This is a genomic window from Bacillota bacterium (genome assembly GCA_023511455.1).
Lineage (GTDB): Bacteria > Armatimonadota > HRBIN16 > HRBIN16 > HRBIN16 > HRBIN16.
In genome coordinates, this window is sequence record JAIMBJ010000001.1 from 77,556 (window position 1) to 98,355 (window position 20,800).

20 protein-coding genes are annotated in these 20,800 nt (G+C 59.1%); 12 read left to right on the forward strand and 8 right to left on the reverse strand.

From position 1 onward, the window contains the following. Positions 1 to 5: 5 nt before the first annotated feature. The 6 genes from trpE to K6U75_00325 all read right to left on the reverse strand — a co-directional run bounded on the left by trpE (position 6) and on the right by K6U75_00325 (position 4,657). Complete coding sequence (gene trpE / locus K6U75_00300) at positions 6 to 1,487, reverse strand: anthranilate synthase component I (GenBank protein ID MCL6473479.1); 1,482 nt, start codon at positions 1,485 to 1,487, stop codon at positions 6 to 8. Between the two features lie 76 nt (positions 1,488 to 1,563). After that, positions 1,564 to 1,830: a DUF167 domain-containing protein gene (locus K6U75_00305; GenBank protein ID MCL6473480.1), complete on the reverse strand. Its 267-nt coding sequence runs from the start codon at positions 1,828 to 1,830 to the stop codon at positions 1,564 to 1,566. Then, on the reverse strand, positions 1,827 to 3,269 hold the full coding sequence (locus tag K6U75_00310) for a CPBP family intramembrane metalloprotease (protein ID MCL6473481.1): 1,443 nt from the start codon (positions 3,267 to 3,269) through the stop codon (positions 1,827 to 1,829). Before K6U75_00310 ends, K6U75_00305 begins: the two co-directional genes overlap by 4 nt. Continuing rightward, the gene (locus tag K6U75_00315) at positions 3,244 to 3,795 is read right to left on the reverse strand and encodes a DivIVA domain-containing protein (protein ID MCL6473482.1); all 552 of its coding nucleotides are present in this window, start codon (positions 3,793 to 3,795) and stop codon (positions 3,244 to 3,246) included. The genes K6U75_00310 and K6U75_00315 overlap by 26 nt, the downstream gene beginning before the upstream one ends. Continuing rightward, positions 3,783 to 4,043 (reverse strand): YggT family protein, encoded by a 261-nt coding sequence (locus K6U75_00320; protein ID MCL6473483.1) that lies wholly within the window; start codon positions 4,041 to 4,043, stop codon positions 3,783 to 3,785. The genes K6U75_00315 and K6U75_00320 overlap by 13 nt, the downstream gene beginning before the upstream one ends. Further along, positions 4,040 to 4,657 carry a tetratricopeptide repeat protein gene (locus tag K6U75_00325; protein ID MCL6473484.1) on the reverse strand — a complete coding sequence of 206 codons (618 nt, stop codon included), beginning with the start codon at positions 4,655 to 4,657 and terminating at the stop codon, positions 4,040 to 4,042. Before K6U75_00325 ends, K6U75_00320 begins: the two co-directional genes overlap by 4 nt. Before the next feature lie 155 nt (positions 4,658 to 4,812). Here K6U75_00325 and K6U75_00330 point away from each other — a divergent pair, with 155 nt between their 5' ends. From K6U75_00330 to K6U75_00370, 9 genes are all read left to right on the forward strand, one after another. Next, positions 4,813 to 5,391 carry a CPBP family intramembrane metalloprotease gene (locus K6U75_00330; GenBank protein MCL6473485.1) on the forward strand — a complete coding sequence of 193 codons (579 nt, stop codon included), beginning with the start codon at positions 4,813 to 4,815 and terminating at the stop codon, positions 5,389 to 5,391. 81 nt (positions 5,392 to 5,472) lie between these two features. Next, positions 5,473 to 6,099 (forward strand): phosphoribosylanthranilate isomerase, encoded by a 627-nt coding sequence (locus tag K6U75_00335; protein MCL6473486.1) that lies wholly within the window; start codon positions 5,473 to 5,475, stop codon positions 6,097 to 6,099. Then, positions 6,071 to 7,273, forward strand: a complete 1,203-nt coding sequence (gene trpB / locus K6U75_00340) for a tryptophan synthase subunit beta (protein MCL6473487.1) — start codon at positions 6,071 to 6,073, stop codon at positions 7,271 to 7,273. The genes K6U75_00335 and trpB overlap by 29 nt, the downstream gene beginning before the upstream one ends. Next, positions 7,270 to 8,070, forward strand: coding sequence for a tryptophan synthase subunit alpha (gene trpA / locus K6U75_00345; GenBank protein ID MCL6473488.1), 801 nt, complete (start codon positions 7,270 to 7,272; stop codon positions 8,068 to 8,070). The genes trpB and trpA overlap by 4 nt, the downstream gene beginning before the upstream one ends. Before the next feature lie 2 nt (positions 8,071 to 8,072). Further along, complete coding sequence (locus K6U75_00350) at positions 8,073 to 8,852, forward strand: phosphoglycolate/pyridoxal phosphate family phosphatase (protein MCL6473489.1); 780 nt, start codon at positions 8,073 to 8,075, stop codon at positions 8,850 to 8,852. A 244-nt stretch (positions 8,853 to 9,096) separates the two neighbouring features. After that, the gene (locus K6U75_00355; GenBank protein MCL6473490.1) at positions 9,097 to 10,155 is read left to right on the forward strand and encodes a Gfo/Idh/MocA family oxidoreductase; all 1,059 of its coding nucleotides are present in this window, start codon (positions 9,097 to 9,099) and stop codon (positions 10,153 to 10,155) included. A gap of 17 nt (positions 10,156 to 10,172) precedes the next feature. Beyond that, positions 10,173 to 11,444, forward strand: coding sequence for an MFS transporter (locus K6U75_00360; GenBank protein ID MCL6473491.1), 1,272 nt, complete (start codon positions 10,173 to 10,175; stop codon positions 11,442 to 11,444). Continuing rightward, positions 11,434 to 12,666 carry a sodium:calcium antiporter gene (locus K6U75_00365; protein ID MCL6473492.1) on the forward strand — a complete coding sequence of 411 codons (1,233 nt, stop codon included), beginning with the start codon at positions 11,434 to 11,436 and terminating at the stop codon, positions 12,664 to 12,666. Before K6U75_00360 ends, K6U75_00365 begins: the two co-directional genes overlap by 11 nt. Further along, complete coding sequence (locus K6U75_00370) at positions 12,666 to 13,631, forward strand: ABC transporter permease (protein MCL6473493.1); 966 nt, start codon at positions 12,666 to 12,668, stop codon at positions 13,629 to 13,631. Before K6U75_00365 ends, K6U75_00370 begins: the two co-directional genes overlap by 1 nt. A 10-nt stretch (positions 13,632 to 13,641) precedes the next feature. Here the strand turns inward: K6U75_00370 and K6U75_00375 are convergent, their stop codons facing one another. Then, positions 13,642 to 16,035 carry a response regulator gene (locus tag K6U75_00375; protein ID MCL6473494.1) on the reverse strand — a complete coding sequence of 798 codons (2,394 nt, stop codon included), beginning with the start codon at positions 16,033 to 16,035 and terminating at the stop codon, positions 13,642 to 13,644. Positions 16,036 to 16,284: 249 nt separating this feature from the next. Here K6U75_00375 and K6U75_00380 point away from each other — a divergent pair, with 249 nt between their 5' ends. Beyond that, on the forward strand, positions 16,285 to 16,782 hold the full coding sequence (locus K6U75_00380) for a hypothetical protein (protein ID MCL6473495.1): 498 nt from the start codon (positions 16,285 to 16,287) through the stop codon (positions 16,780 to 16,782). Between the two features lie 5 nt (positions 16,783 to 16,787). Here the strand turns inward: K6U75_00380 and K6U75_00385 are convergent, their stop codons facing one another. Continuing rightward, positions 16,788 to 18,230: an NAD-dependent malic enzyme gene (locus K6U75_00385; GenBank protein ID MCL6473496.1), complete on the reverse strand. Its 1,443-nt coding sequence runs from the start codon at positions 18,228 to 18,230 to the stop codon at positions 16,788 to 16,790. 235 nt (positions 18,231 to 18,465) lie between these two features. Between K6U75_00385 and K6U75_00390 the strand changes: the two genes are divergently transcribed. Both K6U75_00390 and K6U75_00395 read left to right on the forward strand, forming a co-directional pair. Further along, a complete protein-coding gene (locus K6U75_00390; protein ID MCL6473497.1) occupies positions 18,466 to 19,614 on the forward strand; it encodes a cystathionine gamma-synthase in 1,149 nt (382 codons plus the stop codon). A gap of 80 nt (positions 19,615 to 19,694) precedes the next feature. Then, complete coding sequence (locus K6U75_00395; protein MCL6473498.1) at positions 19,695 to 20,795, forward strand: DUF2961 domain-containing protein; 1,101 nt, start codon at positions 19,695 to 19,697, stop codon at positions 20,793 to 20,795. Positions 20,796 to 20,800 lie beyond the last annotated feature (5 nt).

Here is a 20,800-nt window from a genome sequence, read left to right on the forward strand (position 1 = left end):
TGACCTCACTCGAGACCGGCTTCCGCCATCTCCACCGCGCGCATCAGCGCACCTGCTTTATTCAGGCACTCCTGATGTTCACGCTCCGGCACCGAGTCCGCAACGATTCCCGCTCCTGCCTGAATATAGGCAACCCCGTCTTTGATGACGATGGTACGGATGGCGATACAGGTATCCATGTCACCGCTGAAACTGAAGTAGCCAACTGCGCCTGCGTAGATACCTCGCCGTGTCGGCTCTAACTCCTCGATAATCTCCATCGCGCGCACTTTGGGTGCCCCCGAAACCGTACCCGCAGGGAAGCAGGCGCGCAGGGCATCGAAAGCATCCTTGTCGGGGGTAAGCCTGCCTTTCACATCAGACACGATATGAATCACATGCGAGTACTGCTCAATGGTCATCAGCTCTTCCACGCGCACCGTGCCGTAAGCGCAGACGCGCCCCAAATCGTTGCGTCCAAGGTCTACCAGCATCACATGTTCGGCGCGCTCCTTCTCGTCTGCCAGCAGCTCCCGAGCCAGCCTTTTATCGTCTTCAGGGGTTTTACCTCGTGGGCGCGTGCCCGCAATGGGACGGGTGGTGGCGATGCGTTTTTCCACCGTCACCAGAATCTCCGGCGAAGCTCCCGCCAGCACCACATCGTCCAGCTCCAGATAGAACATGTAGGGCGAAGGGTTCAGCGAGCGCAGGGCGCGGTATACATCGAACGGATGCGACTGGATAGGGGCATGCCAACGTTGAGAGATGACCATCTGCGTGCCGTCGCCCGCCGTGATATACTCCTTGGTTCGGGCAACTGCCTGCTGATACTGCTCGGGCGTCTGGTTTGGTGTGAAGACAACGGGCGTCTGCCTCGCCGGTGTTTTGGGGGCTGGCGGTAGCGGAGCGCGAAGCCTTTCGATCATCTCGTCCACTCGCGCACAGGCTTCCTCGTATGCTTTGTCCGCGTTGCCCTCCACATGCGCGTTGCTCAGCGCGATGATGCGATGGCGTACGTGATCGAAGATAATCAGGGAATCCGCCAGCAAGAAGCAGCTGTCGTCCACCTGTAAGTCATCCACCGTCTCTTCGGGCAGCCGCTCGAAGAAGCGCACCATGTCGTAGGCGATGTAGCCCACCAGCCCACCCACAAAGCGAGGCAACTCGGCTGGCAACGCGATGCGATAGGGGCTGAGCAGGCTTTTGAGACGGTGCAGGGGGTCCTGCCCCTGCGGAAGTATCTCGGTAGTTACCGTTCCATCCCGGATAAGGCGTATCTCGCGCCCCTTGCTGCGGAACACCAGGGCAGGCTCCGTGCCCAGGAACGAGTAGCGCGCGATTCGCTCGCCGCCCGCCACGCTTTCCAGCAGAAACGAGTATCTCCCCCGCGCGATTTTGCGGAACGCCGAAACAGGCGTCTCCATGTCCGCCAGAATCTCGCGGTACACGGGTATCAGGTTGCTCTGCTGCGCCAGACGATGGAACTCCTCTCGCGAGGGAGAGAACATGCGTGTTTCTCCTCCAGCAAACGCAAGGGATAACAGTTAGCGTAACGTTATTATAGCAGATTGGGGCAAGGGGCGTCTACTGTCGGCGGAACCTGCCCACTATATCCGGTTCGCCCTGTTCGATGCGGAACACCTTATCGCGGCTGTGCGCCCCCTGCACCAGCACAATCGCGCTTTTGGGGATATCGAGCGCTTTCGACAGCAGTTCGCGGCAGGCTTTGTTCGCCTGTCCTTCCGCAGGGGGAGCGGTCACGCGCACCCGCAGGGTTTCGCCGTCCCAGCTTTCCACTTCATTGCGTCCGGCGCGAGGGGTCAATCGCACTTTCAGGTACCACTGGCTCATCCCGCTACCCTCAGCAGTTGGGTGGCTATCAGCGCAAGCGTATTGTTCAGGGCGTGCATCCAGATGCAGGGCAACAGACTGCGACGTTCTACAAACAGCGCGCCCAGCATCACGCCGATGACGAAAACCGCTACCCAGCCAAGATACATCTGCGGATGCAATACCGAGAAGACCAGCGCGGAACCCAAAATGCCTGCCCACTTGTTGCCCGTGCGCGCCCACAGGGCATTCAGAAGCACTCCGCGGAAGAATATCTCCTCGAACAGCGGAGCAAATACCGCGGCCACCAGAAACAAGAGGATGGTAACCCACCACGGGTTCTCCGACATTGCCACGCCCGCGATAGGATGGGCAGGAGTGGGTATCGCAGGAAGAAGCACCTGTACCACCACCACCGTCACCAGTAACACGGGCACAGTTGCCACATAAGCCGCCGTTCCCCAACCAACGTGCTGGAACAAGGGTTTCCAGACCAGGCCGATGTCGCGCCAGCCCATGCCCGCACGCTTCATGAACAGATGCAGCAACCAGACGGCGACACCGCCCGTCGTTGCCTGCACCAGCACGACCAGCACCACCAGTAAAGGGGTAGAGGCAGCCAGACTGCGTACAAATCCCCCCGCCATCCACCCCCCGAAGTATGTCGCGGCGAAGTAAGCTACCAGTCCCCACAGCATCGCTTCCGTACAACGGTAAGGCAGGGAAGGCGGTGCCGGCTGTGCCGAGTGGGCACTGCTCTTCCACACTGCGTATGTCAGCCACAGCATCAGCCCAACCAACAGCAATATCGCGACGACCAGGAAAACCCCGATGAATATCTGCTGCAGCTGGTTTGCCTGCTGGCGAGCCTCGACATCCCACCTGCGTGCCGCTTCGGTGTTGCCTGCCAGAAACTCCAGATGCTTCAACGCAAGCAGACGCATCCATCCGAGTTGGGAGTTCTCAATCGTTCGTCGGAACCGTTCGTAGTCTGCGGGGGACAAAGAGCTACCATTCCCATATACCGTTTCGCACCAGCGTTGTATCTCTTTCTTCTGCTCAGCGGAAAAGCGGGTAGGGGCGGCAGGCATACGCTGCAGCAGCTGCCGAATGCGTTCTCGCGCGACTTGCTGACCGATGACGCTTTCGCGATCGTGCAGCAGGATAATGGCTCGTACCAGCGCACCCAGCGGAGCGTCTTTGGCAGAGAGCAGTCCCACCACCTCGTTCCACTCTGCCCCGCGCACCGCACTGAAGGGTAATACATCTCCGTACAGCATTCGTGCGCTGAAATCAGCCTGCATCACCTTCGTGGTCCACGTGTCCATGCGGTCGACGATGCGAGGGCGCAGCATCAGCAGGTTTGACAGCACGATGAGCGCAAACAGGAGTAGAGCTACCCACAGAGCTGCACCTTTGCCCTGTGGACTTTCCTCAAACTGAGGCGGATTGTTCCACATGCGACTGCTCCGGTTCGGGTCGCTCGGTCTTCTCCTCCGGGCACGCCGGTTCTGTATCTATCTCGGCAGGTGGTAGGGACAGGTAGCGCTCGACGAATTCCAGCATACCGTTCAGGGCGGAGCGAAGTTCGATAGCGAACCGCTGACGGGCTACCTGTAAATCGGCGATGGCTTTTCGTTGCTGTTCGAACTGCTGGCGTATCTGCATCTCCGCCTGCGCCCGGAGGATTTCTGCCTCTTGATGCGCCGTAGCACGCAGCTCGTCGGCGGTACGTTGCGCCAGCACCAGCGCCTCCTTCATCGCCTCCTCCATCGAACGATAACGGTTCAGCTCCTGCTCCATTTGCGCTACCTGCTCGCGCAGACGGGCGTTTTCCAGCACAACCGCCTCGTAATCCGCACCAACCTCCGCGAGAAACTCGTCGACCTCGCTGGTGCGGTAACCACGCAGCGCACGTCGAAATCGCTTGTTGGTGATGTCTATGGGTGTCAGCCTTACCGGTGTGGTCATTGCTACAACCGCCATATCATCTGACGAACAATCTGTATGATGATCAGTGCCACAAAGGGACTGAAGTCCAGCCCGTACCGCCAGGGAGGCACCAGCTTGCGAATCGGGTCCAGTATGGGCGAGGTGATGCGGCTGAGAGTGCGCGGCACCGGGTGCCAGGGGCTCCACTTGACGACGTTCGCGTACATCAACCACGACAGGATGACGTCCGCCAGTATTGCCCACGTCAACAGCTGCAGGAGCAAGTCCAGCACACCTGTCATCGCTGTCCTCTCTCCCCAAAGGAAGGTGAAGAATCACGCGTCATGACGTCACGGATGTTCTTCCGTACTGCCTCCATCTGGTCTACCGGCATCATCGGGAACCGACGCAAAAGCTCCTGCCACGTCTCCAGAGCCTTTTCGCGCTCCCCCAACCTAGCATACACGTGCCCCAGCGTGTTCCACACGAACCACTCGCAGGGAAACTTCACCGCCTGCTCCAGATACTCCCGCGCCCTAGCGTAATCCTTTTTGCGGATGTAGTAGTACTGTCCCAGTTCGTAGTACATGTCATAAGCGTTCGGGTTATTGCGCAGACCGCGTTGGTACAGCGCCACCGCTTCATCGTCACGGTCCGAGCTCCACAGTAACCATCCGGCGTTCTCATACAGATCGATGTTGTGGGGGTCCAGTGGAATGGCAAAGTAGGTCATGTTGATCAGATGTTCGTGTTGACCGTCATGCCACCAGCGGTCCATCTGTACAATCCAGCGATCTACCACCCCATCCATGATGGTATCCACACGCTTTTGAATCTCTGCGGGCAAGGGGCGAGGTTGCGCCTGCGCCGATGCGAAACACACACATACCAGTCCGATTGTCCAGAGCCATTTCATGGTTGCTGATCCTTTCTCATCGCGGTGTTTTAATCCTATTGTCGGCAACCGCACTGTCCTGTAGTAGTATACGGGGAATCTGGTGCAAAAATCAACGTGATTTGACCGGCAGAGTGCGTTTGGGTTATACTGCGTATGCCAACAGGAGCGTATCGATGCGTCGTCTGGTGTCTACACTGGTGTGGCTGGAAAGCGCGCTGGCGATAGCCGGTTTCGGGTTGCTTGCTCTGCGGATAAGCTGGCTGCGTACCGGATGGCCGCGGGTCATCTATCCCACCTGGCAGGACACGTTGCTGGGGGTACTTCTCACCGCTGTCATGCTGGCTCTGGCGGTCGCCGGTTCCGCCGCATCCGAACGATGGGCAGCCTGGGCTTTCCTTAAGCGGTGGATGCTGCAGGTTTCGCCTTTTCTCTCGGAACTCCAGCCAAAGGAGATGGTGTTGTTGTCGGTGGTGGCTGGGTTTGGCGAGGAGGCGTTGTTTCGCGGCGTTATCCAGCCGATTGCCGGTATCTGGCTGGCTTCCCTGCTCTTCGCGGTCATCCATGTGTTGCGATGGGACAGCGACGGTATCAAGATGATACTGTTCTACATGCCGTTTGGACTGCTGTTAGGCGGGTTGTACTTGCTCACCGATAATCTGTGGGGATGCTGTGTGGCGCATACGCTTTATGACCTGGTGGCTTTGTGGTGGATACAGCGACAGGTGAAACGGTCTGGTTTCTCGGCTCATTGACGCTTCGGGGGATGCAATCCGCTGCAGGGACTGCGTGTTTGCCCGCTTCGTGGTGTATACTCTAAGAGGGAGTGTACGCTCGTGGTGCGCATCAAAATCTGCGGTATCACACGGATAGAGGATATACACGCTGTGGTAGAGGGCGGGGCGCACGCGGTGGGCTTTGTGTTCGAGCCGTCGAGCCCCCGCTATGTCGGCAGGTGTGACAACCTGTTTCTGCTGCTGGAAAGCGTGCCCCCTTTCGTGACACGGGTGGCGGTGTTTGGAAAACTGGTTGATGCAGGCGATGCCGTCTGGCAGCGGGTCGATGCAGTGCAGTTTGTGCACGAGGCTGAGCCTGTTCGCCTGCCGTTGCATCTGCGTCGTATCCGAGCGGTGCGCTTGCGTGACGAGGAGGATGTCGCGCACGCCCTGCGGCTGCAGGCAGAAGCGGATGCGCTTCTCGTCGATGCCCATCACCCCGAGAAGATGGGGGGTACTGGCGAGCGGGCAGACTGGGGCCTGGCTCATCAGTTGCGCGAGCAGGCAATCAAGCCGCTCATTCTGGCGGGTGGTTTGACTGCCGATAATGTGCGGGAAGCCATTGCGCAGGTCATGCCCTATGCGGTAGACGTCAGCAGCGGCGTGGAGAGCGCACCCGGCAAAAAAGACTATCAGAAAATCAAGGAGTTTATCGCGAATGTCCGGCAGTTTGCAGACAGCCCCTGATGCGCGCGGTCATTTCGGCATCTTCGGTGGAAGGTTTGTACCGGAAACGCTGATACCCGCGCTGGAAGAGCTTGAGCAAGAGTACCATAAGGCACAGCAGGACCCCGAGTTCCAGAGGGAGTTCCAGTATTACCTGCAGCACTACGTCGGCAGACCCACACCCATCACCTTCGCCGAACGCCTCAGCAGCTACCTGGGCGGGGCGCGAATCTACCTGAAGCGCGAAGACCTCTGCCACACCGGGGCGCACAAAATCAACAACACGCTGGGGCAAATCCTGCTGGCGAAACGGATGAACAAAAGGCGCATCATCGCCGAGACGGGTGCGGGACAGCACGGCGTCGCCACCGCAACGGTGTGCGCCCGATTCGGCTTCGAGTGCGAAGTATACATGGGTGAAGAAGACGTGCATCGTCAGGCACTCAACGTCTTCCGCATGAGGCTGCTGGGCGCGAAGGTCATCCCGGTAACTTCCGGCACACGCACCCTGAAAGACGCTACCAGCGAAGCCATCCGTGACTGGGTGACCAACGTGCGCACCACGCACTACATTATCGGCTCGGTCGTGGGACCGCATCCTTACCCGATGATTGTGCGCGATTTCCAGTCGGTCATCGGGCAGGAAAGTCGTCAGCAGATGCTGGAGTTGACGGGCAAGCTGCCCGACGTGGTGCTGGCGTGCGTGGGGGGCGGCAGCAACGCTATGGGAATCTTTTATCCGTTCCTGGAGGACCCTGTTCGGCTGATTGGGGTGGAGGCAGCCGGGCGCGGTTTACACACCGATGAACATGCCGCCACGCTAGCCAGAGGACGACCAGGCGTCCTGCATGGCGCGGCGAGTTACCTGCTACAGGACGAATACGGTCAGGTGATGCCGACGCACTCCATTTCAGCAGGGCTGGATTACCCGGGCGTCGGACCCGAACACAGTTACCTCAAAGAGACCGGGCGGGCGGAGTATGTGACCGCTACGGACGAAGAGGCGCTGGAGGCTTTGCAAATGCTGGCGCGTATGGAAGGCATCATCGCCGCGCTGGAGACGGCGCATGCAGTGGCACACGCGATTAAAATCGCTCCCATCATGCCGGAGGACAGCACGATATTGATTAACCTCTCCGGCAGGGGTGACAAGGACGTGGATATCGTATCCCGCGCGCTGGGAGGGCAGCTGTGAGCCGAATCGCCGGGCGTTTTGCCACCTTGCGCCAGAGAGACGAGGGCGCGCTGGTGATATTCGTGACCGCAGGCGACCCGAATCCCGACCTGAGCGAGAAACTGGTGTTGACCATTGCCGACGCAGGAGCGGACGTGATCGAAATCGGTATCCCTTTCAGTGACCCGCTGGCAGATGGCCCCACCATACAGGCATCCACCTTCCGCGCTTTGCAACAGGGAATGACCCCAATCCGTGTGCTGGAAATGGTTTCTCGGGTGCGTGCACAAACTAACGTGCCTCTGGTGGTGATGACCTATTTCAACCCCGTATGGCAGATGGGCGTGGAGAGATTCGCACGAGAGGCAAGTCAGGCAGGGGTGGACGGCGTTATCATGACCGATATGCCTCCAGACGAGGCTGGTGAGTGGCATCCTGTGGCGCGACAGCACGGGCTCGACACCATTTTTCTGGTGGCTCCCACCAGCACGGCGGAGCGGATGAAGCGGGTAGCGCAGATGAGCAGTGGATTCGTGTATTGTGTGTCTCGCACGGGTGTGACCGGCGCGCGCGAGCATTTGCCCGAGGAGATACCGCAGATGCTACAGGCGATGCGCTCACTCACCGACCTGCCGTTATGTGTGGGCTTCGGCATTTCGCGCCCGGAGCACGTGCGCGCGGTGTGCCAGATTGCCGATGGGGCGGTGGTGGGCAGTGCGGTGGTGTCGTTGGTCGCAGAGGGAGTGAAAGCGGGAGAGCAGGCGGCGCTGGCGGCAGTGCGTCGGTTTGTGAAGAGTTTGAAAGAGGCAACAAGGTAAACATGAGCTTGCGTCTGTTTATCTTCGACCTGGACGGCGTCATCTATCGCGGTGAGGAAACCATGCCCTATGCCGCGGAGACGGTACACCGCCTGCGCCAGCAGGGCAAGATGGTGCGCTTTCTCACCAACAACTCCGCCCTGACGCGCGAGGCTTATGTGCGCCGCCTCACGGGTATGGGTATTCCGTGTGAAGAGGAAGAGTTTATGACCTCTGCTTATGCGACCGCGCTCTACCTGCAGTCGCAGGGCGCAGCGGGTAAGCGGGTGTTTATTGTGGGAGAGGAAGGCATTCACGAGGAACTGCGCCGTATCGGGATGCAGGTGGTTAACGATCCGGAGGAGGAAGGCGCGGACTACGTGGTGGCGGGCATCGACAGGGATTTCACCTACGACAAGCTGCGCCGCGCGCACTATGCTATCCAGCACGGTGCGGTGTTCATCGCCACGAACCGCGACGCGACTTACCCCGCCGCGAGAGGAAGGATTGTGCCCGGTGGAGGAGCGATTGTCGCAGCTATCCAGACCTGCACCGGAGTGGAACCGCTGGTGATTGGCAAACCGAACACCTACAGCATGGAGCTGCTGTTGCGGCGCTGTGAGGTGTCCGCTGATGAGGCGGTGCTGGTGGGCGACAGGCTCGATACCGATGTGCTGGTGGGGAAGCGGGCGGGACTTCACACGGTGCTGGTTCTGACGGGAGTCACGGATGCAGAGGCACTGCGTTCTGCGCCCGTAGAGATGCTGCCGGAGAGGGTCATACACAATCTGGCGGAACTGTGAGAAAACGCCCCTCTGCGTGGATCTACGGGGCAGAGGGGCGAGCTTCCCTGCGGCTTTTGGAGGTCGCTCGCAGGAGTGACCATGTTGTTGCTCCAGGCTGATTGCTTTCATTATACAGAATGATGCATCAAAAGTCAATATCTTTTTGTATACTATTTTGGAGAAGCAGGAGAAAAATCCGGCTTGCGTTAATAAGTATCGCGGGAACCAACCCGGATACCATCACCACACAGAGAGGGCGACGATGAGCAGAAAGGTAAAGAAGCCGATAGGCATCGGCATCATTGGCAGTGGGGGCATTGCGCAGGCTGCGCACATGCCCGGCTACGCTGCGTATCCTGACCTGTGCCGCATTGTGGCAGTGGCAGATATTAACCCCGAGGTGGCGAAAGCAGCCGCGGAGAAGTTCAACGTGCCGCATGTGTTCACCGACTACCGTGACCTGTTAAAGCTGAAGGAGGTGGATGCGGTCAGCGTGTGCACGCCCAACTACCTGCACAAGCAGCCCACGATTGACGCGCTGGAAGCGGGCAAGCATGTGCTGGTAGAGAAGCCGATGGCGATGAACGCACAGGAAGGGCGCGAGATGCTGGCAGCGGCGAAGCGTACGGGCAAGAAGCTGCAGGTCGCGTTGAACATGCGCTTCAGCACCGGCGTGCGTACCATCAAGCGGTTTATCGACGCCGGCAAGCTGGGAGAGATTTACTATGCCCGGGCGCAGGCACTGCGTCGGCGTGGTATCCCCGGCTGGGGCGTGTTCACCCAGAAGGATAAGCAGGGGGGCGGTCCGCTGATAGACATCGGCGTGCACATTCTGGATGCTACCCTGTTCTTCATGGGGCATCCCAGGCCCGTGTCGGTCAGCGGAATGACCTACACCAAGTTCGGCACACGTGAGGGTGTGGTCGGCTTGATGGGACAGTGGGATCCCAAGACCTACACGGTGGAAGACTTTGCGGTGGGGCTGGTGCGCTTCGAGAACGATGCCACACTGGTGATAGAGTCCAGCTTCTGCGCCAACATTGAACACGACATCTTCAACACCACCATTTTGGGCACCGAAGGTGGGGCGCAGCTCAATCCGCTGAAGCTCTTCCGCGAGGAGGAACAGACGCTTCTGGATATCACGCCCTATGGGTTGCGTGAAGTGAACAGCCACCAGCAGGAGGTGTACGCTTTCCTGCAGGCGATTATCAACGACACCGAGCCGGAGGTTACCGCCGAGCAGGGACTGATGGCGACCGAGATTATCGATGCCATTTACGCTTCGGCGGAAACCGGTAAAGAGGTTGTGCTGAAGTAGGCGATCTCAGGAGCACCATGGAAGCCAGCCGGCTGAAGCCGCAAATAGGACTGCTCCGCCGCTCTTCGCGCGGACGTGCGTTACTTGCGCTGGTCGCACTGGCGGGGGTGGTGGAGCTGGCTTACGCCGTGGTGAACTTCTCCGCCATGCCCCCCTATCTTCGCTTCGAATTGGGTTTGGGCGCATGGGTTGGAGCAGTGGGTGCCGCCTTCCTGTTGGCGGAGACGGTATTGAAATCGCCACTGGGCTTGCTCAGTGACCGATTCGGGCGCAAAAGGCTGTTGCTGGTTGGTCCGCTGATCTCGATGGTGACCGCCCCGCTGACTGTGGTGGTGCACCATCCGCTGGGACTGATGTTGCTGCGCGCGCTGGATGGGGTTGGAGCAGCCGCACTGTGGCCGACCATCTTTGCGGCGGTGGCTGATGTGGTGGAAGAAAAAGACCGCTCGACCGCCATGAGCCTGTTGAATGTGACCTATCTGATTGGTGTGGCGATGGGTCCGCTGCTTGGCGGACTGGTGAATGACCTGACGGGTAGCCGCACCGCCTCTTTCTATCTGGCGAGCCTGCTTTTCCTTCTGGCGATGGTGGTCTGCCTCGTGGGAGTTCCTGCGCGCTTTCCGCGTCATGCCGAACACCACACCGATGTCCAGCCTCCTCATATCTCCCTGCGCGAGATGTGGGAGAGCGCAAAGATGGTGCCAGATACCTTGCTGCTGGGCTTTATCTCTTTCTTCGGTATCGGCATGGTCATGCTGCTGGTGAAGCTGTACGCCATGGAGGTGCTGCATCTGAGTGAAAGCGCGTACGGCGTGTTGTTACTGCCTCCGGCTGTGGTGTTCGCACTTGCCAGCATACCGGCAGGCAGGATTGGCGACCTGTGGGGCAGGGAGCGCGCCATGCGGCTGGGCGTTGGGCTGGCGATGGCAGGCATGTGGTTCATCCCCTTTGTGCATAATTACTGGGTGCTGTTGATTTGCGGATGTATCGTCGGTTTGGGCTACATTCTGGCGATACCGGCGTGGATGGCACTCGTCTCGGAGATCGGCGGTAGCCGACGCGGTGCGGTCATGGGGGCGGTGTTCACCGCGCAAGGGGTGGGAGCCATGCTGGGCGCACCGCTGGGGGCATATCTTTATGATAAGGTGCCCATCCGCATCGGTGAATGGGTGATACCGAGCCACATTACGCCGTTTCTGGGCACCGCGCTCGCGCTGACCGTTTCCTTCATTTTAACGGTGTGGTTCTTTCGTGACGGCAGGCGTGTGAGGCGAACCGATGCCAGCTAACAGGGCGCTTCATATCGCGCTGATGGTCGGCACAGTGTTGCTGACCGTGCCGTGGCTCGTTGTGGCGTTCGGCACGCACCCCTCGGCACCAGTTACGGTGGTATTATCCGGGCTGGCGATTTTGGGGGCAGCGTTTCTTATCTCGTGGTCGGCGGAGCTGGCTCAGTTTGACGTGTCGCGCTCGCTGGCGATGGCACTGCTCGCGTTGATTGCTGTGCTGCCGGAGTACGCGGTGGACATCTATCTGGCATGGCGTGCCGCCCACCATCCGGAGTACATTCCGCTGGTTGCGGCGAACATGACGGGTGCAAACCGTCTGCTGGTCGGCGTCGGCTGGTCGGCGGTGGTGTTTCTGGGCTGGATGGCATTGCGCAAACAGGGCAAGATACCTGCAGAAGGACAGATTCCTATCGAGCCGGTGCTTGCCATTGAGGTAACCACTCTAACTGTTGCCACGCTGTACTCTCTGGTGTTGCCACTCAAGGACACCATTACTCTTTGGGATGCGGTGGTCTTTGTACTGATGTTTGCGGGATATGTCTGGATGGCAGGTCGTGCCCCGCACATCGAGCCTGAACCTACGGGACCGGTGGCTACCCTCGCTGCGCTTCCCAGAGGGTGGCGTCGTGCCTCTTATGTGCTGATGTTCCTGTATTCCGGCTTCATCATCCTGATAGCCACCGAACCGTTTACCGAGGGGCTAATTGATCTTGGTAAGAGCTTTGGCATCAGCGAGTTTCTGCTAATCCAGTGGATTGCGCCGCTGGCTTCCGAGTCGCCGGAAATGATTATCCTCTGCTATTTTGCATTGCGTGGGCATGTGGCGTCTGCGATGTCGGCGATTATCTCGTCGAAAATCAACCAGTGGACGCTGTTGATAGGCTCACTGCCCATCATCTACTCCGTATCTGCAGGGCACTTCTCTTTCCTGCCTCTGGAGCCGCGTCCGCGCGAAGAGGTGCTTCTCACCGCCGCGCAATCGTTCTTCGCGTGCGCCGTGATTGCCAACCGATTCTTCAGCCGATTAGAGGCTCTGTTGCTCTTTGTGCTGTTCGCCGTGCAGCTGTTGATACCCAGTATCGCGGCACGCTATGCCTTCACCGTCCTGTACTTCGTTCTGGCGATGGGATGGATACTCGCTTACCGACGCGAGGTCGCAGTGAACATGAATATCTTCTACCGCCTGGTAAAGCGGCTGCCGGTGGATAAGGAGGTCACCTGATGCGTCGCCTGTTCCGGGCGCGCGACTTCGGCATCTTGCTGGTGCTGGCGGTGGAAATCGCCGTGTTCAGTATCCTGACCCATCGGCCCGACCGCCCCAATCCGATGCTGGATGCCGCGAACCTGCTTGCCACTGTTCGCGATATGACCGTCCTTGCCACGGCTGCGCTTGGCTCTTGCGTCATCATTATTTCGGGCGGGATTGACCTGTCGGTCGGCTCCTGTATCGCCTTGACCTCGGTGGTGACCGCCCACGCAATTGTCTTGGGGCACTCGCCTGTGGCGGCGTGCCTGCTGGGCATATTGACGGCGGTGGCAATGGGACTGCTTTCGGCAACCTTCATCACGCGAGCCAAGCTGCCTCCTTTCATCGCCACGCTGGGCATGATGAGCATCGCACGCGGTCTGGCATATCTGGTAACCAAAGGAGCGACCATTCCCATCCCCGATTCGGGCTTTACGCGCGGACTGGGCAGTGGCATGGTGCCGCTGCTGGGCGTATCGGTGCCAGTGCCTGTGCTGCTGCTGGTGGTATGTGCGCTGGTGTTTCACCTGTTTCTCACGCGCACGCGGTTTGGGCGTGAAATCTATGCGCTCGGCGGCAACGAGGAAGCCGCGCGTCTATCTGGAGTGCCGATAGTGCGTTTGAAGTACCTGGTGTACGCGCTGGGCGGTCTGATGGCTGGGCTGGCAGGGGTGATTTTCACGGCGTACTACGGCACAGGGCAGTCCACCGCCGCGATGGGCTGGGAGCTGGACGCTATCGCCTCCGTGGTCATCGGTGGGGGCAGCCTTTCCGGCGGGCGCGGCTCCGTCTGGGGAACCTGTATCGGCGCGCTCATCTTTCAGGTGTTGCGTAGCGGTCTAGCGATGGTGGGCGCATCGGACTATAACCAGCTCATCATCGGGGCGGTAGTGATTGCGGTTGTCGCCTTTGACCAGGTAACCCGAAAGGGGCGCGGGTGACCTCGTGCGGCTACGCTGCCTCAGCCAGCTCCTGCCTGTTCAACCATTTGGATAGCATCTCCGCCAGCCTGTTGCGCTGCACTGGTTTGCTCAGGTAGTCGTCCATACCGGCTTCCAGACAGGCGCGGCGGTCGCTCTCCATCGAGTGAGCGGTCATCGCGACGATGATGCGGTGTTCCCCGGTCGAGTACTCTGCCTCGCGGATGCGTCTGGTGGCTTCGTAACCATCCATCTCTGGCATCTGCACGTCCATCAGGATCATATCGTATCGGTTCTGCAGTGCCTTCTTCACCACTTCCTCGCCGTTGACCGCCACATCCACTGTGCAACCGAGGCTCTGCAGCATCTTCACCGCGACCAGGCGGTTCACCTCATTGTCTTCCGCCAGCAGGATGCGGCAGGAGGTGAACCCGAGAGGCGCAGTTGGTCGCGTTTCTGCTGGAGGATACACCTCTTCTGCCAGAGGCAGGGACAGGTCAATCCAGAAAGTGCTGCCTTTGCCCGGCTCGCTCTGCACGCCGATTTGACCGCCCATCATCTCTACCAGCTTCTTGCTGATAGCCAGGCCTAAACCGGTGCCGCCGTAGCGACGGGTGATGGAGCCATCCGCCTGGGTGAACTCTTCAAAAATACGAGGCAGGCTCTCGGGTGGAATGCCAATACCGGTATCGCTCACGCGGATGCGCAGTCTGGCGGTGTGCTCGCCGTCGCGGACTGTCTCTCCCAGATACTCGAGACCGATGGTGATGCTACCGTGCTCAGTGAACTTCAGTGCATTGTTGACCAGATTGTTGACAATCTGACGGATTCGCAGTTCGTCACCGATGACCGCAGGAGGCACATCCGGTGCGACGTCTGTATACAGCCCCAACCCTTTGTTGCGGGCGGGTGGAGCGAACAGCGCGGCAACCTCTCTCACCATCTGGGCGGGGTCGAACGGTTCGGGATTCAACGTCATGCGCCCGGATTCGATCTTGGAGAGGTCCAGGATGTCATTGATAATCCCCATCAAAGTATTTGCACTGCCGCGAACCAGGCTCAGGTACTCGCTCTGCTGGGCGTCTAATGAAGTATCCGCCAGCATGTCCAGTAGTCCGATGATGCCGTTCATCGGGGTACGAATCTCGTGGCTCATGTTGGCGAGGAACTCGGATTTGGCGCGGCTTGCCGACTCGGCTATCTCCGCCATGCGAGTGGCTTCCGCGAGTGCATCTTGCAGCTGCCGATTCATCTCCGCCAGCGATTCTATCATTCTCGCGCGCTCGATGGCGATTCCGGCGATATGGGCAATGACCTCCGCCAGCTGCTGCTCGCCTTCGGAGGGATAATGCTTGAAAGGATAGTACGCGGCAAATACCGCCAGCACCTGTCCCGTGCTGGAACGTATCGGTAGCGAGTACGAGGCGGCGATGCCCTGTTCCTGAGCGATATGCCGAAAACTGTACCACAAGGGGCTTAGGCTGGTGTCGGGCACAATAACCGCCTCGTTACGGAAAGCGGTGGCGCCGCAGGCAGAAGTGGTATTGCCCACAGGAAGATTGTCCATCAGGCTTCGCAATCTCGCATCGATGTTGGGCGCGGCAAGCAGATTCAATTTATCGCCAGCAACTGTAAACACAGCACAGCGCACACCCACGACCATCGTTTCAAACTGCTCACACAACGAATCCATCAGTTGTGTTAGCGGAACGTCGCTGGCAATCTGTTCCAGCACGTTCATCTCGAACTCCAGCAACCCGGCGCGCGTGGTCACCCACTGGTTGTATTCGGATTGGCGCCGCGAGTAGAAGACGACGGTTCCTAGCCCGGTGGAGAGGATGAGAGCGATGATGAATATCGCGGATGCTGCCAGGCGCAACCCGGCGAGCCGCTCCGTTAATCGGTTTACGGGCATCTGGGTAACTACTACCATCGGAACCGGAGTAGGGAGGGAGGCGTATGCCGAGAGATAACCGTTGCGAGATGCTTTACTGCCCAGTTGTTCTGCTACCGTGAGCCGGAAACGCAAAGCATTCATCAGGCTTGGTGAAGCCGATGTTACCTCTCCTCTCGAGGAGGAGCTTGCGGTGCTGAACAACAACCGAGGACTGTCGTTACGAAGGGCGTAGATATGAATCTGGTGTACTCCTCCGGTCAGGTGATGCAGCCGGGCAAGTTCTGCTCGCCATTCGGCGGGGACAGCCTCTTGCGGAGATGAAGACACCTTCGCCCCTGTTGTCAGAGCGTTAACCGCAAGCCTGGCGGTAAACAACAGGTCGTCGCGTGCCTCCTGGACAACAAGGTTCTGGGCATGTATATATATCGCGCTGCCACCGAGTAGCGTAACGGCAAAGGTGAGCACTGCAGATACAATGCCGAGCACTACTGCAGCACGGCTACTACCTGTGTTCATGCGTTCGTTCATCAGATTTTCTCCTCTCGGGTCGTTCATCCCGGAACGACGACCGACGTGCTACGCCCTGGTGAGCACTGCTCCTTTTGAGAGTTCTTGACGTTCAATCCCATTATTGGAAATCATTGTAGTGTAATGCATACCTTCGCTGAAAAACCGGTAATACTTGCAGGCTAATGCGATTGATAAAGGCATTTGACTTTTGCAGCCATATTGTTCATAATTGGTGGCAGCAATCGAATCTACCAAGGAGGCAGTAATATGGACTGGGGCGATCTGTTGGTCAAATGGGTTCATGTGCTGAGCATTGTGACGGTAGTAGGGTTTACGTTGTTTCAGTATCTGGTTTTGCAACCGATACTGCGCCGATCAGAGGGTGTATCAGACGACCTTGTCAAGGCGGTTCAAAGGCGTTCGGGCATCGTGATAGGCGTCGCTTGGGTACTTATCTGGGTAACCGGCATCTACAATCTGGTGGTGGTTATCCCGACGGTCAAACCCAACTACCACATGGTGTTGGGGGCGAAGATACTGCTGGTGCTGGTGTTGTTCTTCATCTCCACCGCGCTGTCGCACCCCTCACTGGCGTTCGAAGGCATTCAACGCAACAGGGCACGCTGGGTGGCTTTCGCAGCGTGGCTGGGCATCCTCATCGTTGTGCTTTCGGCTTCCATGAACATGATGCGCCTCAAAGGCGTGGCTTTGAAGGAGTTACCTGCCGCCGCGCCCGCGCAAGAGATGCCCGCAACGACCCCATGAGCGCTTCAGGACATTTTGCCCCGTCGGTGCTTGTGGCGCTGAGCGACGCCGCTACGATACGCCTCACGTTCCACAGCGGTAGCCACCGCTTCTGCCACCCGCCGATCGAAGACGCTCGGCACAATATAGTCCTCATGCAGCTCGGAGGGTTTGATGGTACCAGCGATGGCACGGGCAGCCGCCAGTTTCATCTCCTCAGTCACCCGCCTTGCCCGACTGTCCAGCAACCCACGAAACAGTCCGGGAAAACACAGCACGTTGTTAATCTGGTTGGGGTAGTCAGAACGTCCGGTGGCGATGATACGGGCAATGCCGGCGATTTCTTCAGGCATCACTTCCGGTATCGGGTTCGCCATCGCGAAGACGATGGGGTCTTTTGCCATCTTGCGCACGTCCTCTGCCGTCAACGTGTCCGGTGCAGACACACCGATGAACACGTCCGCACCTTCGATGACCTCCGACAGACTCCCACGCAGTCCACGCGGATTGGTGATTTCCGCGACGGCAGTTTTGTAGGGGTTCATGTGTTCGGTTCGTCCGCGATAGATGGCTCCCGCCCTGTCGCACAGCACGATATCGCGTATCCCCGCTCGTAGTAGCAGTCTGGTCACCGCGATGCCGGCCGCCCCAGCACCATTGACCACCACCTTGAGCGTCTCCATCGGCTTGTTCACGAGGCGCAGGGCGTTCTGTAGCGCCGCCAGAGTGACTACTGCCGTACCATGCTGGTCATCGTGGAACACGGGGATATCCAGCCGCTCGATGAGCCGTTCTTCCACCTCGAAACAGCGTGGAGCGGCAATGTCCTCGAGATTAATCCCGCCAAACACCGGGGCGATGTTCTCCACCGTACGCACAATCTCGTCGGTGTCCTGCGTTTGCAGCGCGATGGGAAAAGCATCCACCCCGCCCAGCTCCTTAAACAGCATCGCCTTACCCTCCATCACTGGCAACGATGCTGCCGCGCCGATGTTTCCAAGCCCCAGCACTGCGGAACCGTCGGTGACGACGGCTACTGTGTTTCGCTTGATGGTCAGGTTGAAGACGTCTTCGGGATGTGCCACTATGGCTTCGCACACCCGCGCCACGCCTGGCGTGTACGCCATGGACAGGTCGTCGCGGGTGCGGATGGGTATCTTCGGCTGCATGGATATCTTGCCTCCAAGGTGAAGCAGGAACGTGCGGTCCGAGTATTTAATGACTTTGACCCCAGGCGTTTGACGCAGCGATTTCAGGATAGATTGGGCGTGTTCGATGTTGCCTGCGTAGATGGTGAAGTCGCGCGTGATGAAGCCGCTGGTCATGCGCACGATGTCGACCGCGCCGATACTGCCACCCTCCGCGCCAACCAGGGAAGCAATCTTGCCCAACATGCCGGGCTCGTTGGCGTACTCCAGACGCACCGTGAAGCTGTAACTCGGGCTCACATGGGTTGTCGGCTCTGACATCTGTATCCCTCCACTCTGAGGTTATTTCCGCTGTTGTATTCGCAACCCGTGCGCGTGTTCTCCTGCTGCACATCGCACCGGGGCACTGACGAACCCGCTATTTGACAGCACCTGAGGTTTTAGGTTACTATAACACGCACAGAACGCCTCGAGGTCGTCGCACTCAAGCAAAGAGGTCGGACCAAGACGATGGAAGCGACCTCGCTGAAAAAAAGAACTTCGATGGAGGAACAAGATGCGTTTTGGTACCAAAGCGATTCGCTCTGGACAAGAACCAGACCCAATAACAGGGGCGGTGGTACCGCCAATTCATATGGCGTCCACCTATGTCCAGCAGAAGGTAGGCGAACTTAAAGCAGGGTGGGAGTATGCCCGCTCGGGAAATCCCACGCGTGGGGCACTAGAACGCAGTATCGCCGCGCTGGAGAACGCCCAGTATGGGCTGGCGTTTGCTTCTGGGATGGCGGCGGAGACGGCGGTGAGCTCGCTGGTGCGCACCGGGGAGCATATCGTGGCTACCAAAGACATTTATGGGGGAACCTTCCGCCTGTTTCGCCACCTGCGCGAGAAATACGGTATTGAGTCCACCTATGCCGATTTCACCGACCTGAACCGCGTGGAAGAGGCGTTCACCCCCAACACACGGCTGGTGTGGATCGAAAGCCCCTCCAACCCCACGCTGGTGGTGCTGGACATTGCAGCCATCGCCGAACTGGCGCATCGTCGCAACGCCCTGCTGGTGGTGGATAATACCTTCGCCAGCCCCTACCTGCAAACGCCACTGGACCTCGGCGCGGACATTGTGTTGCACAGCACCACCAAGTACATCGGCGGGCACAGCGACCTGATTGGCGGCGCAGTGGTGACCAACGACCCCCAGCTGTATGAGAAACTGTATCGCTACCAGAACGACTTTGGCGGCGTGCCCAGCCCATTCGACTGCTGGCTAACCTTGCGGGGCATCCGCACTCTGCACGTGCGCATGGAGGCGCACTGCCGAAACGCCCTGGCAGTGGCGCAGTTTCTGGAGAGCCACCCGAAGATCGAGTGGGTGCGCTATCCCGGCTTGCCGTCCCATCCACAGCACGAACTGGCACGCAAACAGATGCGCCACGGTTTCAGCGGCATGATTGCGGTGGGCGTGAAAGGGGGCGCGGAAGCCGCCCAGTGCTTCTGCGAAGGCACGAAGATATTCAACCTCGCGGAGAGCCTGGGCGGGGCGGAGTCGCTGATTGGCTACCCACCGAAGATGTCTCATGCTTCGATGAGTTCCGAAGAGCGTGCGTGGTGCGGCATCCCCGATAACATGGTGCGTCTCTCCGTCGGTCTGGAGGACGTGAACGACCTCATCGAAGACCTGCAGCAGGCACTCGAATCCGTTTAGCGCGGACGGTGGCGCAGGAACCGCCGCAGGAATGGCGAAGCAAGACAGGGGATACATTCCATCTGCAATCGGAGGAGCACATGAACCCATTAACGCTGTCGACGCTGAAATCGCTGACCCTGCGGCGGTATGCACGTACCAGGCGCGTGTCCAGCTACGATAAGACAGGCGGCAATGCCGACTTCCGACAGATACCTGCTGGCGAAACCGCTACGTTAGCAGACATCTCTGGTGCAGGCTGCATCACGCATATCTGGTTCACCGTCGCCTGCAAGGACCGCGACTACCTGCGTAAGACCCTGCTGAAGATGTACTGGGACAACGAACCCGAACCGAGCGTCTACGTGCCGTTAGGCGACTTCTTCGGTCTGGGGCACGGCATCGCGCAGTCGTTTGTCTCCGCCCCGCTGGCGACAGTTGCCCCCGCAGAGCTGGACGGCAAGCGCGGCGGCAATATGGCGATGAACTGCTACTGGCAGATGCCTTTTGCCGAGCGGGCGGTCATTCAGGTGGTCAACGAGTGCGATGTGCCCATCGACGCCTTCTACTTCTATATCGACTACGAGGAGTACGATACGCTGCCCGAAGACGCCCTGCGCTTCCACGCCCAGTATCGGCAGGAGTATCCCACGCGCGGGATTAAGGGAGAACTGGCGCGTCAGGGTCTGGATATCGGCTTGTTTTGGCAGGAACCGAACATCGACGGCAAGGAGAACTACGTGATCCTGGAGGCGGAGGGCGCGGGGCACTACGTGGGCTGTGTGCTGTCGGTGCATAACATCGACCCCATTTTGGAGGGACTGACCTGGTGGGGCGAGGGCGACGACATGTTCTTCATCGACGGCGAAGAGCTGTCCTCCCTGAACGGAACCGGTTCGGAGGACTACTTCTGCCACGCCTGGGGGATGCACAATCACGCCTATCCCTACGCGGGCACATCCATCTGGGAGCATGACCCGCGCTACCCCGGACGGCACAAATGCACCAGCTACCGATTCCATATTCAGGACCCGGTGGTTTTCACCAAATCGCTGAAGGTAACCATCGAGCACGGGCACGCCAACCTGCAAAACAACGACTACTCCAGCGTGGCGTTCTGGTATCAGACCGAGCCGCACAAGCCCCATCCGCACATGCCGGGCAAGTGGGAGCGTTGCGCCCGTCCCGACACTTCACGGTAGCGGAT